Origin of the sequence: Serratia sp. (in: enterobacteria) (assembly GCF_051654945.1) — a bacterium.
Classification (GTDB): Bacteria; Pseudomonadota; Gammaproteobacteria; order Enterobacterales; family Enterobacteriaceae; genus Chania.
Window position 1 is genome coordinate 23,005 of the sequence record NZ_JBOFZA010000024.1, and the last position, 19,150, is coordinate 42,154.

Sequence of the window (19,150 nt, forward strand, 5' to 3'; positions counted from 1 at the left end):
TCCTATTTTAGTCAAATTCCAGTTCCACCTGCTCATTACCTACCAAGGTCCGCAAATCAATCAATAAGCGGTCGGTCGGCGTCACGCGCCAAGCTGCGCCAAAGCGCAATCTTGCCCGTGCATCTTCCCGTTGATAGTAGAGATGCACTGGAATCGTCCCCGAGCGATGGGGTTCCAAAGACTGACGGAGACGGTTCAAAAGCTGGTCATCAATTTGCCTGTCCGTCAGCGAGATAGCAAGCCCGCGAGCGTATTTTTCACGAGCTTCGCTGATGTCCATGAGTTCACGGGCGGTCATTTTAAGCCCGCCGTTAAAGTCATCAAAGCTGACCTGTCCAGTGGCGATCAGGATACGGTCTTTTTCCAATAAATGCTGGTATTTTTCCAAGGCATCGGTGAATAACATGATGTCCAGACGGCCCGAGCGGTCATCCAGCGTACAAATGCCGATGCGGTTACCGCGTTTGGTCATCATGATCTTGGAGGCGATCACCAGCCCGACGGCGGTGGTCATCTTACCACGATCCGTCGGATGCATATCTTTCAGGCGCTGGCCACCGGCATAGCGCTCGATCTCTTTGAGATACTGGGTGATCGGGTGGCCGGTAAGATACAGCCCCAGCGTTTCCCGCTCGCCGTCCAGCACCACCTGTTCCTGCCACGGAGGCACGTTGGCGTAAGACTGCTCCACCTGCTCCGGCGCTTCCGCCAGCACGCCAAACATATCCGCCTGGCCGATGGCTTCGGCTTTGGCGTGCTGATCGGCCGCTTTAAGCGCATCCCCCAGCGAGTGCATCAAGGCGGCACGGTGTGGCCCCAGGCGATCGAACGCCCCGGACATGATCAGCTTTTCCAGAATACGGCGGTTGAGCTTTTTAATATCGGAGCGGGCGCACAGGTCAAACAGGTCTTTGAAATACCCCTGCTCACCGCTGTTACGGGCCTCGATAATCGCCTCGATTGGCCCTTCCCCCACGCCCTTGATAGCCCCGATACCGTAAACGATCTCGCCGTCATCGTTAACGTGGAAGTGGTACTGCCCGCTGTTGATATCCGGCGGCAGGATTTTCAGGCCCATGCGCCAGCACTCATCCACCAGCCCCACCACCTTATCGGTGTTGTCCATATCGGCGGTCATTACCGCTGCCATAAACTCGGCCGGATAGTGAGCCTTCAACCAGAGCGTCTGGTAGGACACCAACGCATAAGCAGCGGAGTGCGATTTGTTAAAGCCGTAACCTGCGAACTTTTCTACCAGATCGAAGATTTTTACCGACAGTTCGCCGTCGATGCCGCGTGATTTGGCACCATCTTCAAAACCGCCGCGCTGTTTGGCCATCTCGACCGGGTTCTTTTTACCCATGGCACGACGCAGCATGTCCGCCCCGCCCAGCGTATAGCCAGCCAGTACCTGGGCGATCTGCATCACCTGTTCCTGGTACAGGATGATGCCATAGGTCGGTTCCAGCACCGGCTTCAGCGACTCATGCTGCCACTGGATATCCGGGTAAGAGATCTCTTCACGCCCGTGCTTACGGTCGATAAAGTTATCTACCATGCCGGACTGCAATGGCCCTGGGCGGAACAGCGCCACCAGAGCGATCATGTCTTCGAAGCAGTCGGGCTTCAGGCGTTTGATCAAATCCTTCATGCCGCGCGATTCAAGCTGGAATACCGCAGTGGTTTCCGAGCGTTGCAGCATGTCGAAGCTTTTCTTATCCTCGAGCGGAATGGCCGCGATATCGATCGGCTCCAACCCGGTCTTGGCGCGGCGGGCGTTGATCATCTCCAACGCCCAGTCGATGATGGTCAGCGTACGCAGACCGAGGAAGTCGAACTTCACCAGCCCGGCGTATTCCACGTCGTTCTTGTCAAACTGGGTAACCGGGTGATTCCCTTCCGCATCGCAATAGAGCGGCGCAAAGTCGGTGATCTTGGTAGGCGCAATCACCACGCCCCCGGCGTGCTTACCGGCGTTACGCGTCACGCCTTCCAGCTTGCGCGCCATGTCGATCAGCGCTTTGACCTCTTCGTCTGCCTCATAAATTTCCGGCAGCTGCGGTTCTGCGGCAAAGGCTTTTTCCAGCGTCATGCCCGGATCGGGCGGCACCAGCTTGGAGATACGATCGACAAAGCCATACGGGTGACCCAGTACCCGGCCCACGTCGCGGATCACCGCTTTCGCCGCCATGGTACCGAAGGTGATGATCTGCGATACCGCCTCGCGGCCATACATCTCTGCCACGTGTTCAATCACCAGATCGCGCTTCTCCATGCAGAAGTCGACGTCGAAGTCAGGCATCGAGACACGTTCCGGGTTCAGGAAACGTTCGAACAGCAGGTCAAATTCCAGCGGGTCGAGGTCGGTGATCTTCAGCGCGTAGGCCACCAGTGAACCGGCACCGGAACCACGTCCAGGGCCAACCGGCACGTCGTTATCCTTCGACCACTGAATGAACTCCATTACGATCAGGAAGTAGCCCGGGAAGCCCATCTGGTTGATCACGCCCAGCTCCAGATCCAGGCGCGCGTCGTACTCTGGACGGCGCTCGGCACGGACTTGCGGATCCGGGAACAGGAATTCCAGACGCTCTTCCAACCCCTCTTTGGATTTGACCACCAGGAAATCTTCGGTAGACATATCGCCGGTGGGGAACTGCGGCAGGAAATATTCGCCCAGGCGGATGGTGACGTTGCAGCGCTTGGCGATTTCCACGCTGTTGAGCAGCGCTTCCGGGATGTCGGCAAACAGCTCGCACATCTCCTCTTCGCTGCGCATGTACTGTTGCGGGCTGTAGTTTTTCGGGCGTTTAGGATCGTCGAGCGTGAAGCCGTCGTGGATCGCTACGCGGATCTCATGGGCATCAAAGTCATCTTCCACCAGAAAACGGACGTCGTTGGTAGCGACGACCGGTAACCCACGCTCGGTTGCCAAGGCTACTGCGGCATGCAGGTAGTTTTCTTCATCGGCGCGACCGGTGCGGATCAGTTCGAGATAATAGCAATCCGGGAAATACTGTTGGTAGAAGTCCAGGCATTGATCGACCACGGCCTGATTGCCACGGATCAGAAACTTGCCGACGTCACCCATGCGCGCACCGGAAAGCAGGATCAAACCGTTGCGATGTTCAATCAACCAATCACGATCGATCACCGGCCCTGCCGCGCCATAGCCGCGCTGATAGGCCCGTGAAATCAAGAGAGTGAGGTTTTGATAGCCTTCGTTGTTGGTTGCCAGCACGGTAAGCTGCGCCAGCTCATCACCCAGTTCTTCACTTTGCACATGGAAATCTGCGCCAATGATCGGTTTGACGCCGGCACCGTGCGCGCTGCCATAAAACTTCACCAGCCCACACATATTGGTGAAGTCGGTGATGGCCAAGGCTGGCATGGCTAGCGCGGCAGCTCTTTTCACCAACGGGCCGATCTTGGCTAATCCATCAATCATGGAGTAGTCACTGTGGACGCGCAGATGAATAAAACGAGGTTCGGCCATATCCAGATACCAAGGTGTTGGGGTCCAGCAAGCTGGACCTGGGTTACATTAGGGTGAGGGGAAGATCACCGTAGCCATTGCCCCTTACCCCGGCCCTCTCCCATAAGAAGAGGGGGCGTAATATTAAGCATCGTACTAGACTAAGCGACTTACTGGCAGACTAAGACTCCAGCACCCGTCTTACCGGTGCAAAGCTGCGGCGATGATGCTCGGTGGCACCTAATGCGGTCAGCTTTTCCAGATGGAACGCTGTTGGGTAGCCCTTGTGTTGAGCAAAACCGTATTCCGGGAAGATCGCATCCAGCTCGGTCATTTCGCGATCGCGGGTCACCTTCGCCAGAATCGATGCGGCACTGATTTCTGCAACCCGGCTATCCCCTTTCACCACCGCTAACGAACGCATCGGCAGTTTTGGACAGCGGTTACCATCAATCAACACCATGTCTGGCGCAATATGCAAACCAGCGACCGCACGCTGCATTGCCAACATGGTGGCATGCAGGATATTCAGTTGGTCAATTTCGACCGGCTCAGCCCGCCCCAGGCTCCAGGACAGCGCTTTTTCAACGATTTCGTCGTATAACGCCAGGCGGCGTTTTTCGCTGAGCTTTTTGGAGTCCGCCAGGCCAACAATCGGCCGAGCAGGATCGAGGATCACCGCAGCGGTCACTACAGCCCCCACCAAAGGCCCACGCCCCACTTCATCCACACCGGCAAACAGCCGGGCGGCAGGGTAAACAAAGGGTTCCATCATGCTTTTGCCAGCTCCAACACAGCCTGAGCGGCCTGTTCATCGGCACCACAGCGAATGCTCTGATGCAGTTCAAGGAAAGTCTGTTTCAGCAACTCCGCTTGCGGGCTGTCTTCCAGCAGCGGCAATAACGCGGCGGCCAGCTTATCCGGCACACAATCGTGTTGCAGCAGCTCGGTGACAATTTCGCGCCCCGCCAGCAGGTTAGGCAAGGAGACATACGGGGTTTTCACCAACCGCTCCGCCAGCCAGAAGGTAAACGGCTTCATGCGGTAGCCGACCACCATCGGGCATTTGGCCAACATACACTCCAACGCCGCCGTGCCGGAAGCCAGTAGTGCTGCATCGCTGGCCACCATCGCTTCACGCCCTTTGCCATCCAGCAAGTGCACCTTGAGCTCCGGCGCGACTTCGGCCTTGATGCGCTCAAACTGCTCACGGCGCCTGGCGTTGACCAACGGCACGACCACTTCCAGATCGGGATAATGCTCGCGTAACAGCTGGGCCGTCCTGAGGAAATCCCCACTGAGCATTTCCACTTCGGCATTGCGGCTGCCGGGGAGTAATGCCAGGCAACGCGCATCGGGGGCAATGCCCAGCGTAGCGCGTGCCGCCAGCTTATCGGCTTGTAATGGCATCGCATCGGCCATGGTGTGACCGATAAAGCGGCAAGGAACGTTGAAACGATCGTAAAACGCTTTTTCGAAAGGGAGGAAGGCCAACACCAGGTCGGTCGCTTTACCAATTTTGAAAACACGCTTTTGACGCCAGGCCCACACGGACGGGCTGACATAGTGAATAGTGCGGATACCGCGCTGTTTCAGGCGGCCTTCCAGCGTGAGATTGAAGTCTGGCGCATCGATACCGACAAAGACGTCTGGCTTCAGCTCACTGAAGCGGCGGGTCAGATCCTTACGGATCTTCAACAGGCGTGGCAGACGCTCAAGCACCTCTACCACGCCCATCACCGCCAGCTCTTCCATTTCGTACCAGGTTTCACACCCTTCGGCCTGCATCAACGGGCCAGCGACACCGACAAAGCGGGCGCTTGGGTAGTGCGTCTTCAGCGCACGAATCAATCCGGCACCCAGAATATCACCGGAGGTTTCCCCGGCGACCAATCCGATAGTCAATGGACGATTTGGCATAACTCAGCGAATGATCCCGCGGGTGGAACGGGCAAAGAAATCGAGAAACTGCTGCACCACTGGCTGTTGTTGCGCCAGGGCCTCGATCTCGGTTTTAGCCTCGTCGAAGGTCTTCTCGCTGCGATAGAGGATTTTGTAGGCATTACGGATCGCCTGCATCTCATCCTTATCAAAACCACGGCGTTTCAGGCCTACGGCGTTCACACCGAATGGCGTCGCGTGGTTACCCTGCGCGATGACAAAAGGCGGTACGTCCTGAGCCACGCCGGAGCAGCCACCGACCATCACATGGGCACCAATCACGCAGAACTGGTGGATCGCGGTCATGCCACCAATGATGGCAAAATCGTCGATCTCCACGTGGCCAGCCAACGTAGCATTGTTGGCCAGTACGCAGGAATTCCCCACCACACAGTCATGAGCAACGTGTACGTTAACCATCAGCAGGTTGTCATTACCCACTTTGGTCAGGCCCGTGCCCTGTGCGGTACCGCGATGAATGGTGACGCTCTCACGAATGCGGTTGCGATCACCGACCTCAACCCGGGTCGGTTCGCCAGCGTATTTCAGATCCTGATTCACTTCGCCGATAGAGGCAAACTGATAGATCTCGTTATCACGGCCAATCTTGGTGATACCGTTCACCACCACATGCGATTTCAGCACCGTGCCCGCGCCGATTTCCACCTGGGAGCCGACGTAGCAGAAGGGACCTACATGCGCACCAGCGCCGATGACGGCGCCTTCTTCAACGATCGCACTAGGATGGATAAAGGCGGTTTTATCAATCACGGATTATGCCTCCCGGCTGCGGGCACACATCATGGTTGCTTCGCAGACAATTTTTCCATCAACGGTCGCCACGCCTTTAAAGCGGGTCAGACCACGACGGGTTTTTTCGAAAGTGACTTCCATAATCATCTGATCGCCAGGCACCACAGGGCGCTTGAAGCGAGCTTCGTCAATACCGGCGAAATAATACAGTTCGCCCGGTTCCAGTTTACCCACGCTCTTGAATGCCAGAATACCCGTGGCTTGAGCCATGGCTTCCAAAATCAGCACGCCTGGAAAAATCGGTTTACCAGGGAAATGCCCCTGGAAAAACGGCTCATTAACGGATACGTTCTTCACTGCACGCAGATATTTATGCTCTTCGAAATCCAGTACACGGTCAACCAGCAAGAATGGATAACGGTGAGGGAGCAGTTCCAGAATTTCTGCAATATCTAGAGTATGAGTGTCAGTAGTCAAAATACTCTTCCTGTCTCTAAAAACTGATGGCATCAACAACACGGCCTGCGGTGAACCCAAAAAGGGGATCATCAGGCAGGCCGCAAATTAACAACTCTTTGCGCTTTTGGCATCATAGCCAACGCGTTTCGTTTTATACCCAGCATAACGGGTCGTGGTGATTAGTCTTTGCCGACTTTTCGTTCGACAGCTTTCAAGCGCTTGCTAATCTCATCGATATTCATCACCAACGCCGCAGTTTTACGCCAAACTTTGTTGGGTTGTAACGGAATGCCAGAGGAGTATACCCCAGGTTCGGTGATTGGTCGCATAACCATTCCCATCCCGGTGACAACTACCTGGTCGGCGATCTCCATGTGACCATTGATCACGCTGGCGCCACCAATTTGGCAATAGCGGCCGATTTTCAGGCTGCCGGCCATGATCACACCACCCGCGACGGCGGTATTCTCGCCAATCACGACGTTGTGTGCAATCTGACACTGGTTATCTATGATAACACCATTCCCAATCTGGGTGTTATCCAACGCGCCGCGATCGATGGTGGTACAGGCACCAATCTCCACGCGATCGCCAATGATCACCGTACCGAGCTGCGGGATCTTGATCCAGTTGCCACGCTCGTTGGCGTAGCCGAAGCCGTCCGCACCAATCACCGTTCCCGATTGGATCAGGCAGTGCTGGCCGATTTCCACTTCATGATAAATCGTGACGTTGGCCCACAGACGCGTACCCGCGCCGATGCGTGCCCGTTTGCCGATAAAGCAACCCGGGCCGATGATCACGTTATCGCCCAGCTCGACGCCGGATTCGATAACCGCATTCGCGCCAACGGCAACGTTCTGCCCAAGCTTGGCTTCTGGAGAGATCACCGCGCTTGGCGCGATATCTGCTGCCGGTGCCGGCGTGGTGTCCATCAACTGCGCCATACGCGCATAGGTCAGGTAAGGGTTTTTAACCACCAGCGCTGCGCTACGGCAGTGTGGTAAATCTGCTTCGGTGAGCACTACGGCACTCGCCTGACAGGAAGACAGCTGCTCTTGATAGCGGCTGTTTGACAAAAACGTGATTTGGCCAGGCTGTGCGGAATGCATAGAAGCAATGCCGGTGATGACGAGATCGCCATCACCGTGCAATTGTGCATCCAACTGCTGCGCTAAATCAGCCAGTCGAATTGAAGGCATGTGATTATTTAACCTGTTTCAGCACGTCTGCAGTAATATCTTTAGAAGTCCCTGCGTAAGCCACTGCGTTGGCGTCGATCACGACGTCATAGCCTTCTTTGCTGGCAACGGCTTTCACAGCATCCTGAATACGGCTCAGGATCTTGTTACGCTCTTCCATCTGGCGACGACGATTGTCCTGCTCGAAAGCCTGCGCTTTCTGAGAGAACTGCTCACGCTGAGCCATCACGTCTTTTTCCATCTTGGTGCGATCGCTGGCTTTCATGGTAGAACCATCACGCTGCAGTTTCTGCATTTTGGTTTGCAGATCGCGTTCCATGTTCTGGAGTTCGCTTGCGCGGCCTTTGAATTCGCTTTCCAATTGCTTGGCTACGGTTTCACGAGCTGGCAGCTGTTGGAAAATGCTAGAAACGTTTACAACAGCAATCTTGTCAGCTGCCTGAACGCCTGCTGAAGCAGCCATTGCTAAACCGAGGCCTGCGGCACATAACCACTTTTTCACTATAAACTCCTTACCATCACCCGTTTGTGTCACATGACACATTTGAAAGTACACAATCTGCCAGACTTGGCACATTACACAATGAGATTTCTCTCGCTATGCACTGATTTAAGCCTGGCATTTGCGATTCTTGAACCGTTATGCCCAGCAGTGAAACCGGTTATTACCAGGTTTTACCGATGTTAAACTGGAACTGCTCCGACTTGTCGCCGTCGTATTTCTTGATCGGATCCGCATAGGAGAAGACCAACGGCCCCAGTGGAGACATCCACTGCAGCGCAAGACCGGCAGACACGCGAATGTTGCTCGCCTTGCTGTAGTCTGGCACCCCGTACATCAGCGTCTGATCGGTGTTTTCCCAGTGGGTATCCCACACGGTACCGGCATCGATAAACAGCGATGTACGCACCGAGTTGGCGTATTTCTCGCTGAGGAACGGCGTTGGTGTGATCAGTTCCATACTTGCCACCGCCATGGCATTACCACCTACCGCATCATCCGAGTTACAAATCGGCTGATTGGTCGTGGTGCCTGGTGAATACTGGCAAGAATACGAGTTGGAGTTGTAGTACACGGCTTTTGGACCAATGGTATTGGACTGGAAGCCGCGAACGGTACTTGAACCACCCGCATAGAAGTTCTCATAGAACGGCATTTCTTTACCGCCCAACCCATCGGCATAGCCCAGACGGCCACGACCCAGCAACACCCAGGTCTTGTCGTCGTTGATCGGCATATACTGTGCGGTGTCCAACGTCATCTTGTAGTAAGAGTTGTCAGAACCCGGTATGGCTATCTTGGTATTGAACGTGGTGCGGTTACCCTGGGTAGGGAAGTAGCCACGGTCCAGATTATTATAGGTCCAGCCCAGGTTCAGCGTGAAGTCATCGGCCTTGAAACTCGCACGATCGGTATAATTAGGATAATCACCCATCGAGTTCAGATAGCGCCACATGGCGATCTGCGGCTGCATTTCGGACAGGGAGTTATGCACATAACCCAGGCCGGCACGCAGCGAGTTGTTCTCGTTGATCGGGAAGCCCAGCGTACCGTCTACACCGTAACTGCTGTTGGTATAGTCTGACAGATCGGCGTTATCCGCTTTAAAGTCATTGTAGAAGATACGGCCACCCAGACTCACACCGTCAACGGTGAAGTACGGGTTGGTGACCGACAGCTCGGTATAGGTCTGGTAGTCGTTTTTGGTGCCGCTGATGCCGACGGAGTAGCCAGTACCCAGCCAGTTATCCTGCTGCACGCCCGCCTGGAAGCTGACGCCACTTTCGGTACCGTAACCGACACCAAAGTTCAGTGTCCCGGTGTTACGCTCTTTCACCTTGTAGGTGATATCAACCTGATCGGCGGAGCCTGGTACGCGTTGGGTTTCAACATCGACCGTCTCGAAGTAACCCAGACGGTTCAGACGCTCTTTCCCCTGCTCGACCTGATCGTTACCCAGCCACGCCCCTTCCATCTGGCGCATTTCGCGGCGCAGAACGGAATCTTTACTGGTGTCGTTGCCTTCGAACTTGATGCGACGCACATAGAAACGGTTACCCGCGTCGATGTTGACGTGCAGCTTCACGGTTTTATCCGTGTCGTTGATTTCAGGTTGAGTCTGTACGCGCGGATAGGCGTAACCATAACGGCCAAACATCTTCTTGATGTTATCTTCCATTTTGGTCACTTTGGTGCCGTTAAACAGCTCACCCGGCTCGATTTTGGTCAACTGGGCCACTTCAGCCGAATGACCGGCCAGGCTGCCATTCACCACCACGCCGGAAAGCTTGTACTGATCGCCTTCGGTGATGTTAACGGTGATATAGATGCCTTTTTTGTCTGGCGTCAGGCTGACCTGCGTCGAATCGATATTGAAACGGGCATAACCGCGATCCAGATAGAAGCTGCGCAGGCTTTCAAGGTCACCCGCCAGTTTCTGCTTCTGGTATTTGCGATCGGCCACTACGTTCCACCACGGCACATCGTCACGCAGTTGGAAGTGCGCGATCAGCTCATCGTTGGTGAAGGCATGGTTGCCGACAATGTTGATTTGTTGAATCTTGGCAGAAACCCCTTCCGTGAACACCAGTTTCAGGTCCACACGGTTACGCGGCAACGGCGTGACCACGGCTTTCACCGAGGCGCTGTATTTACCGACGCTGTAGTAGAAGTCTTCCAACCCTTTTTCAATGCTGGATAAGGTGGTGCGGTCGAGTGCTTCACCAACCCGGACGCCAGAGGCTTCCAGGTTTTGCTTGAGCATGTCATCTTTCACCGATTTGTTACCGGAGAAAGTGATGCTGGCAATGGTAGGGCGTTCCTTAACCTGAACAATCAGCGTATCACCATCGCGTAGCACGCGAACGTCCTCGAAGTTGCCAGTGGCAAACAAGGCACGGATGGTATTACCGATATCATCATCAGAGACGGTATCGCCTACGCGAACCGGCATGTTGAGTAACGCCGCACCGACGGCGACTCGTTGCAGGCCTTCGAAATGAATATCTTTCACTACGAACCCGTCTGCACCGTATACGGTGGCGCTGCCAAACAGCAGCGACGCTATGAGCAACTTTTTCATCGCCATCGTTGTTATGCGTTCTTCCTAACCTGTCCCCGCCCCTAAAGACGAGAAAAATCATTGAAAAGTGCAAGACCCATCAGCAGTACCAGCAAGATCGAACCAATGCGGTAGCTGTAGTCCTGTACACGCTCAGAAACTGGCCCCCCCTTCAGCTTTTCTATCGCCAGGAAGAGAAGATGCCCACCATCTAATACCGGTAATGGGAATAGGTTGATGATCCCTAGGTTGACGCTAATCAACGCCAGAAACATCATATAATACACAAAACCCACCTCTGCTGATGCCCCTGCTCCCTGTGCAATGGAAATCGGGCCACTCAGGTTGTTCAGCTTCACATCACCGGTAATTAATTTACCTACCATGCTGACCGTAAGGTGCATCAGCTGCCAGGTTTTGTCCCCCGCCTGATACAGCGCGGAGAACGGCCCATATTGACGGATGGTCTTGTACTCATCCGGCAGAGGGATAACTTTGGGTATAATCCCGGCAAACCCCACCGCTTTGTCTTTTCCCACCGGCTTTGTATCTGGTATCAGCGTTAAAGACAAGGGGGCGCCGTTTCTTTCGATCCCTAAAACCAGCGGTTGCCCGGGAGCATTATGGATCCGCTTTACCAACGTAACCCAACGGCCAAGTAGCTGACCATCGACTTTAACGATCCTGTCCCCCGCTTGTAAACCTGCCTTTTGCGCAGCCGACCCGGCCTGGACTTCAGCCAGCACGGATTCAATCTGCGGACCACGCGGGATCATGCCTAAAGAACGTACGGGATCTTCTTTGTCCGGCTCAAAGCTCCAGTGGCGCAAGTCCAGGGTCTTGCTCACCTTTTGTGTCGTACCAAACGGGGCAATTTCCACCTCGGTTTGTGGATCACCGATTTTGGTCACCAACGCCAGACGAACGGATTCCCAATCAGGCGTTTCGATACCGTCAACGGACTTAAGTTCCATTCCTGGAGAAATTTCAGCATGGGCAGCAATGGATTGCGGAGTAATTTCACCGATAACCGGGCGGTAGCTCGGCACGCCGATGATAAAAACGATCCAATAGGCAAGAATGGCAAACAGGAAATTGGCAATGGGGCCAGCACTGACAATTGCAGCGCGCTGGCAGACGGTTTTATTGTTGAACGCCTCATGACGCAGCTCGGGAGCGACCGTTTCAACGCGCTCATCGAGCATTTTGACATAGCCGCCAAGGGGGATCATGGCGATGACATATTCGGTGCCCTGACGATCGGTGCGACGCCACAGTGCCCGGCCAAAGCCGATAGAAAAACGCTCCACACGGACGCCACAGCGGCGGGCCACCCAAAAGTGCCCGAACTCATGCACGGTGATCAATATACCCAGAGCGATAATAAACGCGACCAAGTTCCAGAGTACGCTGACCATAGAATCCCTTTACTCCCCCCGCCGATGACGGATTAAAACACTAACAGCATCAAGCAGGCAAATACCGGTACCGCTGCGGTCAGGCTATCGATACGATCCAGAATACCACCGTGCCCCGGGATCAGATGACCACTGTCCTTGATACCGGCTTCACGTTTGAACATGCTTTCCGTCAGATCGCCTAATACCGAAGCCAACGCCGCAATCACCGAACAGACCAACAGGGTCATAGGCACCACGTTCAGCGGTGCATAGCGGCCAAATAGCCATGAAATCACGGCAGACGTCACCAACCCGCCGATCAGCCCTTCCCAGGTTTTGCCCGGGGAGACCTTCGGGGCCAGCTTGTGTTTGCCAAACAGCTTGCCGAACATGTAGGCGCCGGAATCTGCGCCCCAGACCAGCAGCATAACGTACAGCAACCACCAGGCACCGGTAAAATGATTCTCTTCGTAGCCAAACTGACGCAGTGCCAGCATGCCCCAGAAAAACGGCACGATGGTCAACAGGCCAAAGACCAGCCGTAAAGTGCGCGAATTACGCCACAGCGCCGCCGAACCTGGATAGAACAGCACCAGCAACAGGGCTACCAGCCACCAGCCAAGCGAAAGCCACAACGGGCCCGCGATCTGCAATTGGTGCACAGACTGATGGTAGGCAGGCAGGCTGAGCATCATCAGCGCCAACAGGAAGCCGCATAATATCGCCAGCCAGATACGTTGGGGGCGGGCAGCAAAGCCAGCCAATTGCCCCCATTCCCAGGCGGCTAACATGCACACAGCGAGAGTTACCAGGGCAAAGCCCATCGGCGGCAGCAAAAACAGCGCGGCGATAACTATCGGAATTAAAATCAGAGCCGTTATGATGCGAGACTTCAGCAAAAGTTCCCCCTAGGACGCATTGGCATCGATAGGTGTTGTTCCCCCGAAGCGACGCTCGCGTTGTGCAAATGCATTCAGCGCACCTTCAAAGACAAGTTCATCAAAATCTGGCCAGAGTACATCAGTAAAGTAAAGCTCGGCATAAGCAATTTGCCACAACAAAAAGTTACTGATGCGATGTTCGCCGCCGGTACGGATCACCAGATCCACCGGAGACAGATCGCTCATGCAGACGCGCTCGCCCAATAACTCTTCGCTGATCTGATCCACGCGCAGCGTACCTTGCTGCACTTGCTCGGCCAGTTCCCTCACTCCCTGAATAATATCCCAACGACCACCGTAGTTGGCGGCAACGTTAAGCGTCAGGCCATCGTTATTTTCTGTCAGTTGTTCCGAGCGACGGATACGCTCTTGCAAACGTGCGCTGAAACGGCTGATATCGCCGATCACGCGCAACCTGACATTATGTTTATGCAGACTTTTTACTTCGCTGTCCAGTGCGCGGACAAAAAGCTCCATCAGCGCCGAGACTTCCTGCGCCGGGCGGTTCCAGTTTTCGCTGCTGAAGGCATAAAGCGTGAGTGCATCTAAATGGTTACTGGCGGCAAAACTGACCGCACGGCGAACCGATTTCACCCCTGCTTTATGACCGAAGACACGTAACTTGCCCTGGCGTTTAGCCCAGCGCCCATTGCCGTCCATAATAATCGCGACATGGCGTGGCCCATGGGCAGAAAGACTGGCTTCTTGTTGATTTGCGGACGACATAACTCGTACTTATTTCCTCGGTAGAAACACCCTAGCCTTGCCGGAATATCGGGCCTTACGCGCAAAAAAAGCCGTGTGCCTGACACAGCTTTGCAGTCTGCCCGCCTTGTGCCCCTAGGGGCTCCCGGGAAAGATTGACGTCAATTCCCCTCTTCATCTGGCTTGGCACAGCCCTATTGGCCGCGTTGGTCAGTGAAACAGGGTTGCCAATCCGGCCATTATTCAACGGTATAACCGGTAATTATGGCACAGACTATAACACCTCCGTGCAACCTGAACAAACGGCCCAGCGGCGGCCTGGCTAGTTTACAAGCAAATTCAGACAATGTAGCAAAGGCGAATTTGCCCGCTAACTGGCCCGTTCAAGGGATTAGACCCGGAGGTTACGAACCAAACCGCTAGCCACTTCTCGCGCCTGGCGATCAATCTCCAGCACCATCTCAATACTGGTTGGCTCTGGCAGCACCATACATTCAACAACCTTTTGGTTCACGGTAGAAATATCAGTGAAACGAATTTGTTGCTGCAAGAATGCCGCGACGGCAATTTCATTAGCCGCGTTGAGCGCGGTGGTCGCCGCCTGCCCGGCATCGAAGGCATCAATCGCCAAATACAGGCAAGGATAGCGCTCACGCTCCGGCTCAGAGAAGGTCAACGCGCCGATGCGGCAGAAATCGAGCGCCGCCACCCCGGAATTGACACGCTGTGGATAAGCCATGGCATGGGCGATAGGCGTACGCATATCCGGCGTACCCAGTTGAGCCAGTACGCTGCCATCGGCATAGCGCACCATGGAGTGGATCACCGACTGCGGATGAAGGATGACTTCCATCTGCTCGGCCGAGGCGTTGAACAACCAGCGAGCCTCGATATACTCCAGCCCCTTGTTCATCATGGTGGCGGAATCCACCGAGATCTTGCGCCCCATCGACCAGTTGGGATGTGCACAGGCCTGATCCGGCGTCATGCTGGCAAACTGTTCCATTGGCGTGGTACGGAACGGACCACCGGAACCGGTCAGCACGATGCGCGAAACGCCGTGGGCCTCCAGCGAGCTGTATCCCAGCTGACGCTGGATGCTCTCAGGCAGGCTTTGGAAGATGGCGTTGTGCTCACTATCCAGCGGTAGCAGCTGCGCCTGGCTCTTTTGCACCGCGTCCATAAACAGGCGACCACAGGTCACCAGCGACTCTTTGTTCGCCAGCAGCACCTGCTTGCCAGCACGAATGGCGGCCAAGGTGGGCAACAGCCCGGCGGCTCCGACAATAGCGGCAGTCACCTGATCGACGTCGTCTAGTGCGGCCAGCTCACAGGCCGCCTTTTCACCCGCCAGCACCTCGGTTTTCACACCGTTTTCTGCCAGCATGGCACGTAACTCGTTGGCAGCCTGCTCATCCGCCATTGCTGCATAGCTTGGGCGGAACTCGATACACTGCTGCGCCATAACCGCCACATTGCGGCCGGCTACCAGTGCCTTGATGGCGAATAGGTCGGGATTTTCCCTGACCACGGCCAGGGTGCTGGTGCCCACAGAACCGGTGGACCCCAGAATTGTCAGTTGCTTCATGATTTGCTCTGAATCACTGCGTGATGAGATCGGAGATACACCACAGTGTAACTTGCATCACGGCTGGTTTACGCGCTGTACGTACGATAAAACGGGATCTGCACCACAAAAAATAAAGCGCCGCCAAGGCGACGCTCTATTTCAAAGCGATGGAGATTAGAAATCCATCAGTTCTTTTTCTTTATCGGCCAATGCGGCATCAAGCAGTTTGATGTAGGCATCGGTCATTTTCTGGATGTCGTCCTGTGAACGGCGATCTTCATCTTCGCTGATTTCTTTGTCTTTCAGCAGCGCCTTCACTTTATCGTTGGCATCGCGGCGCACGTTACGCACGGCCACACGGCCCTGCTCGGCTTCGCCACGTACCACTTTGATCAGATCCTTACGGCGCTCTTCCGTCAACGGAGGCAGCGGAACACGGATCACGGTGCCAGCCGAGCTTGGGTTCAAGCCCAGATCGGAAGACATGATGGCTTTTTCTACTGCCTGACCCAGAGAACGGTCAAACAGGTTGATCGCCAGCGTACGGGAATCTTCTACCGTGACGTTGGCCAACTGGCGCAGCGGCGTGGCTGAACCGTAGTATTCCACCATGATGCCGTCCAGGATGCTTGGAGAAGCACGGCCAGTACGGATCTTGCTGATTTGGGTTTTGAATGCTTCGACGCTTTTTTCCATGCGTGAATCAGCATCTTTTCTAATTTCATTAATCACGTTGCGAACCCTTGGAAGCTGGTTACTTGGCAGGCAGTACTGATAAGTATAGCCCGTGAATTTTACTCAACAGGAGCACACAACGCCTGGCGTTACCCGCTCCTTCGAAATTTGGCCAAACAGCCGTTATTTGGTGATCAGCGTACCTTCGTTCTCACCCATCACCACGCGACGCAGTGCGCCTGGTTTGTTCATGTTGAATACGCGGATCGGCAAGCCATGGTCGCGGGCCAGCGTAAACGCCGCCAGATCCATCACTTTTAACTCACGTTCCAACACGTCCTGATAGGTGATCTGTTCGTACAGCGTAGCATCCGGGTTTTTCACCGGGTCAGCGGAGTATACACCATCCACTTTAGTCGCTTTCAATACCACATCGGCTTCAATTTCAATCCCGCGCAGGCAGGCCGCAGAATCGGTGGTAAAGAACGGGTTACCCGTACCGGCGGAGAAGATCACCACGCGGTTGTTACGCAGCAGGCTGATCGCCTCTGCCCAGCTGTAGTTATCACACACGCCATTCAACGGAATGGCTGACATCAGGCGGGCGTTCACATAGGCACGGTGCAGTGCATCACGCATAGCCAGACCGTTCATCACGGTAGCCAGCATTCCCATGTGGTCGCCCACTACGCGGTTCATGCCGGCTTGCGCCAGACCTGCACCACGGAAAAGATTGCCACCGCCAATAACTACACCGACCTGGATGCCCAGCTCGACCAGCTCTTTCACTTCCTGAGCCATGCGATCCAAAACGCTAGCGTCGATCCCGAAGCCTTCTGCACCTTGCAGAGCCTCGCCACTCAGTTTGAGCAGGATACGCTGATAAACGGGTTTTGCATTGGTTGCCATGGTGTTCTGTCCTAAGAAGCAGTAATAGTATTGGGGTTTTCAACCGATTAGATTGAGCACTGGGGGCCCGCCATCGGCGTTTCTCTGGCTGGATAAAATGGAGCCGCCTCGCGGCGGCTCCATTAACAGGCATTAAGACTGTTTGCTCATTGCTGCAACTTCAGCAGCAAAGTCAGCTTCAACTTTCTCGATGCCTTCACCCACTTCAAAGCGGATGAAATTGGTCACGTCGGCGTTGTGCTCTTTCAGCACCTGAGCCACGCTCTTGCTTGGTTCGATCACGAAAGGCTGACCGGTCAGAGAGACTTCGCCGGTGAATTTCTTCATGCGGCCTTCAACCATCTTCTCTGCGATTTCTTTCGGCTTGCCAGACTGCATGGCGATGTCCAACTGAACCTGGTACTCTTTTTCTACCACTTCAGCAGACACGTCTTCAGGCTTGACGAACTCAGGCTTGCTAGCGGCAACGTGCATTGCCAGCTGCTTAACCAGCTCTTCATCCGCGCCTTTAGCTGCAACCAGAACACCGATGCGAGCACCGTGCAGGTAGCTACCCAACACGTCGCCTTCCAGGGAAGCAATGCGGCGAATGTTGATGTTCTCACCGATTTTTGCCACCAGAGCAACACGCTCTTCTTCGAACTGCGCTTTCAACACGTCAACGTCAGTGATTTTGCCAGCAAAAGCGGCATCCAGCACTTTGTCAGCAAACGCTTGGAAACCGCCGTCTTTGGCGACGAAGTCGGTCTGGCAGTTAACTTCCAGGATCATGCCGTAGTTGCCTACGATCTTGGTTTTGATCACGCCGTCAGCAGCTACGTTGCCTGCTTTTTTCGCCGCTTTGATCGCGCCAGATTTACGCATGTTTTCGATTGCCAGCTCGATGTCACCGTTAGATTCGATCAGTGCTTTTTTGCAATCCATCATACCTGCGCTGGTACGCTCACGCAGTTCTTTTACCAGGGCAGCGGTAATATCAGCCATTTGTTTTTCCTCGGTTATCTCGCTCGGAGATAGTTCTCATTCAGATAAGCAAAGGGGGCCCTTTAAGGCCCCCCTAACCAACATATTCAATACCTGGTTAATAAGGGCTTGACCTTATTATTCAGCTTCTACGAAGCTTTCTTCCGCCTGAACGGCCAGATCTTGAGAACGACCTTCACGGATGGCGGCAGAAACGGCGGTCAGGTACAATTTGATTGCACGGATTGCGTCGTCGTTACCAGGGATGATGAAGTCAACGCCGTCTGGATCGGAGTTGGTATCAACGATAGAGAATACCGGGATACCCAGGTTGTTGGCTTCTTTGATCGCGATGTGTTCGTGATCGGCATCGATAACAAACAGAGCGTCTGGCAGACCACCCATGTCCTTGATACCACCCAGGGAGTTTTCCAGCTTGGCCAGTTCACGAGTGCGCATCAGCGCTTCTTTCTTGGTCAGCTTGTCGAAGGTGCCGTCTTGGGACTGGATTTCCAGATCTTTCAAACGTTTGATTGACTGACGAACGGTTTTCCAGTTAGTCAGCATGCCGCCCAACCAGCGATGGTTCACGAAGAACTGATCGCAGCCGTTAGCATATTCTTTTACCGCTTCGCTTGCAGCACGCTTGGTACCAACGAACAGGATCTTACCTTTACGGGAAGAGATCTTGGTCAGTTCAGCCAAAGCCAGGTTGGCCATTGGTACGGTTTTTTCCAGGTTGATGATGTGAACCTTGTTACGAGCGCCGAAGATGAAAGGCTTCATTTTCGGGTTCCAGTAACGGGTCTGGTGACCAAAGTGTACACCAGCCTGGAGCATGTCGCGCATGGAAACAGTTGCCATGATTAAAACCTCTATTAGAGTTGATTGGGGTTATGCCTCCACGTATCCCATAACGCCGACCCGGACAATGACGCGAGTCATCTCAAGGCACCCCGGCGGATGTGTCGATACGTGTGTGTTATTTACACAATGTGAGTGCAGTTAAACTACTTCGGTCAGTTCTTCACGGCCACTGTGTGACTCAATGTGCGGATCTGCCGGCGCGCTTTATACCATAAACCCGCCCCAGAC

16 protein-coding genes are annotated in these 19,150 nt (G+C 54.6%); all 16 read right to left on the reverse strand.

Translation table 11 applies throughout. The features are described 5' to 3' along the window. Positions 1–7: 7 nt before the first annotated feature. A complete protein-coding gene (gene dnaE / locus ACRDCA_RS01605) occupies positions 8–3,496 on the reverse strand; it encodes a DNA polymerase III subunit alpha (RefSeq protein WP_438688021.1) in 3,489 nt (1,162 codons plus the stop codon). Positions 3,497–3,656: 160 nt separating this feature from the next. After that, positions 3,657–4,250 (reverse strand): ribonuclease HII, encoded by a 594-nt coding sequence (rnhB, locus tag ACRDCA_RS01610; protein ID WP_438688022.1) that lies wholly within the window; start codon positions 4,248–4,250, stop codon positions 3,657–3,659. Continuing rightward, positions 4,247–5,395 (reverse strand): lipid-A-disaccharide synthase, encoded by a 1,149-nt coding sequence (gene lpxB / locus ACRDCA_RS01615; protein ID WP_438688023.1) that lies wholly within the window; start codon positions 5,393–5,395, stop codon positions 4,247–4,249. The genes rnhB and lpxB overlap by 4 nt, the downstream gene beginning before the upstream one ends. A 3-nt stretch (positions 5,396–5,398) precedes the next feature. Beyond that, entirely contained in the window at positions 5,399–6,187 is a 789-nt protein-coding gene (gene lpxA, locus ACRDCA_RS01620) for an acyl-ACP--UDP-N-acetylglucosamine O-acyltransferase (RefSeq protein ID WP_438688024.1), read from the reverse strand. A gap of 3 nt (positions 6,188–6,190) precedes the next feature. Then, the gene (gene fabZ, locus ACRDCA_RS01625; RefSeq protein ID WP_021179919.1) at positions 6,191–6,646 is read right to left on the reverse strand and encodes a 3-hydroxyacyl-ACP dehydratase FabZ; all 456 of its coding nucleotides are present in this window, start codon (positions 6,644–6,646) and stop codon (positions 6,191–6,193) included. A gap of 161 nt (positions 6,647–6,807) precedes the next feature. Beyond that, the gene (gene lpxD, locus ACRDCA_RS01630; RefSeq protein ID WP_438688025.1) at positions 6,808–7,830 is read right to left on the reverse strand and encodes a UDP-3-O-(3-hydroxymyristoyl)glucosamine N-acyltransferase; all 1,023 of its coding nucleotides are present in this window, start codon (positions 7,828–7,830) and stop codon (positions 6,808–6,810) included. Between the two features lie 4 nt (positions 7,831–7,834). Then, entirely contained in the window at positions 7,835–8,332 is a 498-nt protein-coding gene (gene skp / locus ACRDCA_RS01635; protein ID WP_021179917.1) for a molecular chaperone Skp, read from the reverse strand. A gap of 163 nt (positions 8,333–8,495) precedes the next feature. Then, positions 8,496–10,919, reverse strand: coding sequence for an outer membrane protein assembly factor BamA (gene bamA, locus ACRDCA_RS01640; protein WP_438688026.1), 2,424 nt, complete (start codon positions 10,917–10,919; stop codon positions 8,496–8,498). Between the two features lie 35 nt (positions 10,920–10,954). Then, positions 10,955–12,310 carry a sigma E protease regulator RseP gene (gene rseP / locus ACRDCA_RS01645; protein WP_438688027.1) on the reverse strand — a complete coding sequence of 452 codons (1,356 nt, stop codon included), beginning with the start codon at positions 12,308–12,310 and terminating at the stop codon, positions 10,955–10,957. 32 nt (positions 12,311–12,342) lie between these two features. Beyond that, positions 12,343–13,191, reverse strand: coding sequence for a phosphatidate cytidylyltransferase (gene cdsA / locus ACRDCA_RS01650; protein ID WP_438688028.1), 849 nt, complete (start codon positions 13,189–13,191; stop codon positions 12,343–12,345). A gap of 9 nt (positions 13,192–13,200) precedes the next feature. Beyond that, on the reverse strand, positions 13,201–13,959 hold the full coding sequence (gene ispU / locus ACRDCA_RS01655) for a (2E,6E)-farnesyl-diphosphate-specific ditrans,polycis-undecaprenyl-diphosphate synthase (protein WP_438688029.1): 759 nt from the start codon (positions 13,957–13,959) through the stop codon (positions 13,201–13,203). Positions 13,960–14,329: 370 nt separating this feature from the next. Then, positions 14,330–15,526, reverse strand: a complete 1,197-nt coding sequence (gene ispC / locus ACRDCA_RS01660) for a 1-deoxy-D-xylulose-5-phosphate reductoisomerase (RefSeq protein ID WP_438688030.1) — start codon at positions 15,524–15,526, stop codon at positions 14,330–14,332. Positions 15,527–15,682: 156 nt separating this feature from the next. Continuing rightward, positions 15,683–16,240 carry a ribosome recycling factor gene (gene frr / locus ACRDCA_RS01665; protein WP_025120880.1) on the reverse strand — a complete coding sequence of 186 codons (558 nt, stop codon included), beginning with the start codon at positions 16,238–16,240 and terminating at the stop codon, positions 15,683–15,685. A gap of 126 nt (positions 16,241–16,366) precedes the next feature. After that, positions 16,367–17,092 (reverse strand): UMP kinase, encoded by a 726-nt coding sequence (pyrH, locus tag ACRDCA_RS01670; RefSeq protein ID WP_021179910.1) that lies wholly within the window; start codon positions 17,090–17,092, stop codon positions 16,367–16,369. A gap of 132 nt (positions 17,093–17,224) precedes the next feature. After that, on the reverse strand, positions 17,225–18,076 hold the full coding sequence (tsf, locus tag ACRDCA_RS01675) for a translation elongation factor Ts (protein ID WP_438688031.1): 852 nt from the start codon (positions 18,074–18,076) through the stop codon (positions 17,225–17,227). A 117-nt stretch (positions 18,077–18,193) separates the two neighbouring features. Further along, entirely contained in the window at positions 18,194–18,919 is a 726-nt protein-coding gene (gene rpsB / locus ACRDCA_RS01680) for a 30S ribosomal protein S2 (protein WP_021179908.1), read from the reverse strand. Between the last annotated feature and the right edge of the window lie 231 nt (positions 18,920–19,150).

What these genes read in the sequence shown, in the direction of transcription:
- dnaE (WP_438688021.1), bottom strand. Translation starts at nt 3,496, where the DNA reads ATGGCCGAACCTCGTTTTATTCATCTGCGCGTCCACAGTGACTACTCC.
- rnhB (WP_438688022.1), bottom strand. Translation starts at nt 4,250, where the DNA reads ATGATGGAACCCTTTGTTTACCCTGCCGCCCGGCTGTTTGCCGGTGTG.
- lpxB (WP_438688023.1), bottom strand. Translation starts at nt 5,395, where the DNA reads ATGCCAAATCGTCCATTGACTATCGGATTGGTCGCCGGGGAAACCTCC.
- lpxD (WP_438688025.1), bottom strand. Translation starts at nt 7,830, where the DNA reads ATGCCTTCAATTCGACTGGCTGATTTAGCGCAGCAGTTGGATGCACAA.
- bamA (WP_438688026.1), bottom strand. Translation starts at nt 10,919, where the DNA reads ATGGCGATGAAAAAGTTGCTCATAGCGTCGCTGCTGTTTGGCAGCGCC.
- rseP (WP_438688027.1), bottom strand. Translation starts at nt 12,310, where the DNA reads ATGGTCAGCGTACTCTGGAACTTGGTCGCGTTTATTATCGCTCTGGGT.
- ispU (WP_438688029.1), bottom strand. Translation starts at nt 13,959, where the DNA reads ATGTCGTCCGCAAATCAACAAGAAGCCAGTCTTTCTGCCCATGGGCCA.
- ispC (WP_438688030.1), bottom strand. Translation starts at nt 15,526, where the DNA reads ATGAAGCAACTGACAATTCTGGGGTCCACCGGTTCTGTGGGCACCAGC.
- pyrH (WP_021179910.1), bottom strand. Translation starts at nt 17,092, where the DNA reads ATGGCAACCAATGCAAAACCCGTTTATCAGCGTATCCTGCTCAAACTG.
- tsf (WP_438688031.1), bottom strand. Translation starts at nt 18,076, where the DNA reads ATGGCTGATATTACCGCTGCCCTGGTAAAAGAACTGCGTGAGCGTACC.
- rpsB (WP_021179908.1), bottom strand. Translation starts at nt 18,919, where the DNA reads ATGGCAACTGTTTCCATGCGCGACATGCTCCAGGCTGGTGTACACTTT.